The 4,967-nt window shown below is 47.3% G+C and carries 5 protein-coding genes; all 5 read right to left on the bottom strand.

The features are described from left to right. Positions 1-1,497, bottom strand: a 1,497-nt coding sequence (locus tag AC1DWB_RS31260; RefSeq protein WP_477544998.1) for a DNA topoisomerase (ATP-hydrolyzing), incomplete at its 3' end; no start/stop codon positions are given. Between the two features lie 16 nt (positions 1,498-1,513). Then, entirely contained in the window at positions 1,514-3,424 is a 1,911-nt protein-coding gene (gyrB, locus tag AC1DWB_RS31255) for a DNA topoisomerase (ATP-hydrolyzing) subunit B (protein ID WP_477544997.1), read from the bottom strand. A gap of 5 nt (positions 3,425-3,429) precedes the next feature. Next, positions 3,430-3,711 (bottom strand): extracellular matrix regulator RemB, encoded by a 282-nt coding sequence (gene remB, locus AC1DWB_RS31250; RefSeq protein WP_477544996.1) that lies wholly within the window; start codon positions 3,709-3,711, stop codon positions 3,430-3,432. 27 nt (positions 3,712-3,738) lie between these two features. After that, positions 3,739-4,845 (bottom strand): DNA replication/repair protein RecF, encoded by a 1,107-nt coding sequence (recF, locus tag AC1DWB_RS31245; RefSeq protein ID WP_477544995.1) that lies wholly within the window; start codon positions 4,843-4,845, stop codon positions 3,739-3,741. Positions 4,846-4,857: 12 nt separating this feature from the next. Further along, complete coding sequence (locus AC1DWB_RS31240) at positions 4,858-4,956, bottom strand: RNA-binding S4 domain-containing protein (RefSeq protein WP_477544999.1); 99 nt, start codon at positions 4,954-4,956, stop codon at positions 4,858-4,860. Positions 4,957-4,967: the final 11 nt, after the last annotated feature.

The following is a 4,967-nucleotide window of genomic DNA, read 5'->3' as shown; positions in this document are numbered from 1 at the left end:
GATCAAGTCTTCGTCTTCGATACTCTCTTCACCAATCGTAATCTCTGAACGTCTGGCATCGGCGAATTTTTCTTTGATCTCTTTCAATTCATCGCTGATGATGCCTAAGATCAGTTGTTCATCTCCAAGAATAGCGCGATATTCGGCGATTTTCGCTAACAATTCGGCATACTCGCTCTCGATTTTCTCCCGTTCCAGACCGGTCAAGCGCTGCAGGCGCATATCAAGAATCGCCTGTGCTTGTTCGTAGCTCAATTGGAATCGAGTCATCAAGCCTTCACGGGCTTCTTCAGTCGTTCGCGAAGAACGGATCAAGGCAATAACTTCGTCCAGGTGATCCAGAGCAATTCGCAAGCCTTCCAGAATGTGTGCCCTGGCTTCGGCTTTCTTCAGGTCGTATTCGGTACGACGGCGAATAACTTCCTGCTGATGCTTGAGATAATGGTGAAGGATCTCTTTCAAGTTCAATACCTTCGGCTCGCCATTTACTAGTGCCAGCATAATGATACCGAAATTGGATTGCATCGGTGTATGTTTATACAAATTGTTCAGCACGACATTCGGGTTAACATCGCGGCGAAGCTCTATGACGATACGCATCCCGGTACGATCCGATTCATCCCGCAAGTCGGTAATTCCATCGATTACTTTATCTCGAACCAACTCGGCAATCTTCTCCACAAGTCTAGCTTTATTCACCTTGAAGGGAAGCTCATATACAATAATCCGAGTCTTATTGTTGTTCTCCTCTATGTTAACTTTAGAGCGCATCGTGACCGAACCGCGGCCTGTTGTATATGCAGAGCGAATCCCTTCGCGACCAAGTATAAAGGCACCGGTTGGGAAATCAGGACCTTTAATCGATTGCATTAACTCAAGAGGTGTAACTTCCGGATTATCGATAATTTGCTGCACGCCATCTATAACTTCACCTAGATTATGCGGTGGAATACTCGTTGCCATCCCTACTGCAATTCCGTAGGTTCCGTTGACGAGTAAATTCGGATAACGGGACGGAAGAACCGAAGGTTCATGTTCTTCGCCGTCATAGTTCGGAACGAAGTCAACCGTCTCCTTCTGCATATCGCGAATCAATTCCATCGATATCTTCGATAGACGTGCTTCGGTATAACGCATAGCCGCTGCAGAGTCTCCATCTACAGACCCGAAGTTCCCGTGTCCGTCAACTAGCATGTTCCGGTATGTGAAGTCCTGCGCCATTCCTACCATTGTCTCATAAACGGCACTATCTCCATGAGGATGATACTTACCGATTACTTCTCCGACAATCCGGGCAGATTTCTTATATGGCTTGTCTGGCGTCATGCCCAGTTCGGACATGGCGAACAATATTCTGCGGTGAACAGGCTTCAACCCGTCACGAACATCTGGTAAAGCCCGGCTAACAATGATACTCATTGCATATTCCATAAAGGACGTACGCATTTCTGTGCCTATATCAATTTCTCTTATTTCCGATCTCTTCTCTTCAGCCATGGGTTACCTCCAAAGGTTAAACGTCCAGGTTCTTCACATATCTGGCGTGCTCTTGAATATATTCGCGGCGTGGTTCCACGTTATCCCCCATCAGGGTGTCGAAGATGGCGTCCGCTTCAATCGCATCCTGGATACTAACCTGCAGCAGCGTACGGCTTTCCGGGTCCATGGTCGTTTCCCACAATTGCTCGGGATTCATCTCTCCAAGACCTTTGTAACGCTGTACATTGACCTTCACACCTTCTCCAAACTCTTCGAGAATGGCGACTCGTTGCTTCTCGTTGTAGGCATAACGAATCGTTTTGTTACGTTCAATCTTGAATAACGGTGGTTGGGCAATGTACACATAACCGGTTTCGATCAACTTACGCATGTACCGGTAGAAGAAAGTGAGCAGCAGGGTCCGGATGTGGGCCCCGTCCACGTCGGCATCCGTCATAATAATAATTTTGTGGTAACGGGCCTTCACGATATCGAATTCATCACTGATTCCCGTTCCCAATGCCGTTATCATCGCGCGGATTTCCAGGTTCGACAACGTCTTGTCCAGCCGTGCCTTTTCTACGTTCAGGATCTTCCCCTTGAGTGGCAAGATCGCTTGGAAATGCCGATCACGTCCCTGCTTGGCGGAACCGCCAGCCGAGTCTCCTTCCACGATATACAGTTCACTTATGGAAGCATCGCGTGAAGAACAATCGGCAAGCTTCCCAGGCAACGAACTGACTTCCAATACGCTCTTGCGGCGTGTCAGTTCGCGCGCTTTTCTAGCTGCTTCTCGAGCCCGTGCCGCTTGAATACCCTTCTCGAGAATTTTGCGGGCAATAGCCGGATTCTCTTCCAAGAACATCTGCAATTTCTCTGCGAATAAGGACTCGACGATCCCACGCACTTCACTGTTGCCAAGCTTGGTCTTCGTCTGTCCCTCGAACTGTGGATCCGGGATCTTGACAGAGATGATCGCACTCAACCCTTCCCGCACATCATCGCCGGATAAGTTGGCATCACTGTCCTTGAGTGCATTCGTCTTCCGGGCGTAATCGTTCAATATCCGGGTCAGAGCACTCTTAAATCCGGACTCATGCGTTCCGCCTTCATGCGTATTGATATTATTCGCGAACGAATATATATTCTCGGTATAGCTGTCGTTATACTGGATGGCGATCTCAATATGAATGTTGTCTCTGTCGCCTTCTACATAAATCGGCGTCTCGTGAACGGCTACCCGGTTGCGGTTCAAGTATTCGACGAAGGAAACGATCCCACCTTCATACCTGAAAGAATTGGACACATCGGTGCGCTCGTCGATAAGATGAATTTCAATTCCTTTGTTGAGAAAAGCCAATTCACGAATACGAGATTGCAAAATGTCATATTCATATTCGGTCGTTTCCGTGAATATCTCGGGATCTGGCTTGAACGTTACTTGTGTACCGGTTTCATCCGTTTCTCCGATCACCTTCAGGTCATATTGTGGTGCACCACGGCGAAACTCCTGTTGATGGATCTTGCCTTTTATCTTCACCGTAACCACTAAGAGCTCAGATAAGGCGTTCACAACAGATACCCCTACACCATGTAATCCACCCGACACTTTGTAGCCTTCTCCGCCAAATTTCCCACCAGCATGAAGCACGGTCAGAACGACTTCAACCGTAGATTTCTTCAGCTTCGCATTCTCGCCTACCGGTATTCCCCGGCCATTATCGATGACGGTCACGCTATTGTCCTTGTGGACAGTCACTATGATTTTATCACAATAACCCGCTAGTGCCTCATCGATACTGTTATCTATTACTTCCCAAACGAGATGGTGGAGCCCTCTCGGTCCTGTCGAGCCGATATACATACCCGGCCGCTTGCGAACCGCTTCCAGGCCTTCCAGAACTTGAATCTGGCTTTCATCATAAGCGCTTTGATTGATCGTCATTCCGGTCACCTACTTCTCTGATTTGAAAAAGCATCGATCTCGTTAACCATGAGGACCTGAGCCCTTTTCTTGAGCGTTGTGGAGGAAACCGGCGAGTAGTACACCTTCGATTTGGTTACAACGAGTGACTTGCACTCTTCCTCGCCAATCACTTCCACGTTACGGTCTTTATGTGCATGTTGAATAAAATGCTTGGATATTTTGGACGACTTCTCGATCGACAAGTCGAATATAGCAATAAGCTCTGAAGCCCGTATGATTTTCTCTCCGCCTAAATGAATGAACATGGGACCAGCTCCTAATCGTATTCGAACCTAGATCAGTTTCCCGTCCTGCACGTGGTATATCGCAGCATGGCCAAGCCTGTCCATCTTAATGCTTTCGATTCCGGTAGTGGTGATGAAAGTCTGAACTTTCCCTTGGAACGTCTCGATCAACTGCGTTTGACGAAACGTGTCTAATTCTGACAATACATCATCAAGCAGGAGAATCGGGTATTCCCCCACTTCTTCGCGTATACATTCGATCTCAGCCAGCTTTAGTGATAAGGCTGTAGTCCTCTGTTGGCCTTGTGAACCGTACGTTTGGACATCTTTATCGTTAATCTGGAACAGCAAATCATCGCGATGAGGGCCATACAATGTCATACCGCGCCGAACTTCTTGGTCTTTTGCCTGTGATAACTTTACCATAAATTGATCAAATAAAACAGATTGTTGTGACGAATCGTCAAATGGGAAGGAAGGGTGGTATACGATCCGAAGCTGTTCCGAGCGATTCGTAATACCATGATGGATGGATTCTGCCCATACTTGAAGCTTTCTTATAAAGCTTTGACGTTTTTTCATAATTTTAATACCATATTGCGCCAATTGTTCATTCCAAACTTCTAATTGTGCTCCGAAAGATGGCTGGTGATGCAATTGCTTGAGCAAATTATTACGCTGTACAAGCACTTTATGGTACTGAGACAGGTCGTGCAGATACGAAGGCTGTACTTGTACGATCTCCATATCGAGAAACCGGCGACGGACGCCTGGCGCCCCCTTCACGATCTCCAAATCCTCTGGAGCGAACATCACAACGTTCAACTGACCTATGAAATCACTCAGCTTTCTTTGTTCCAACCCGTTTACTTTCGCCTTCTTACCTTGAGCGGATACTTGCAGATCCAATGTGCAAGCCCCGTAACGTTTCTCGATTTCACCGTGAATTAGCGCACTTTGCTCATTCCAGCCGATCCATTCTTTGTGCTGATGTGTGCGGTGCGACTTCGTCATGGCGAGTACATAGATGGACTCTAACAGGTTTGTTTTGCCTTGTGCATTTGGTCCGACGAATAAGTTGATGTTCGCTTCCGTGGAGAAATCAACCTGTTTGTAATTGCGGTAATTGCGCAACGAAATCTTTTTCAGGAACAAGTGAATAACCCCCTATCCCTGGACGACCTCGAATTGTCCGCATTCCTGAACTTCAACAAGATCGCCAGGATACAGCTTGCGGCCCCTTCGGTTATCCACAATGCCGTTAATGTGGATAGTAG

Source organism: Paenibacillus sp. P4_E11 (assembly GCF_056401635.1).
This window is presented reverse-complemented; position numbering and strand designations above follow the sequence as displayed.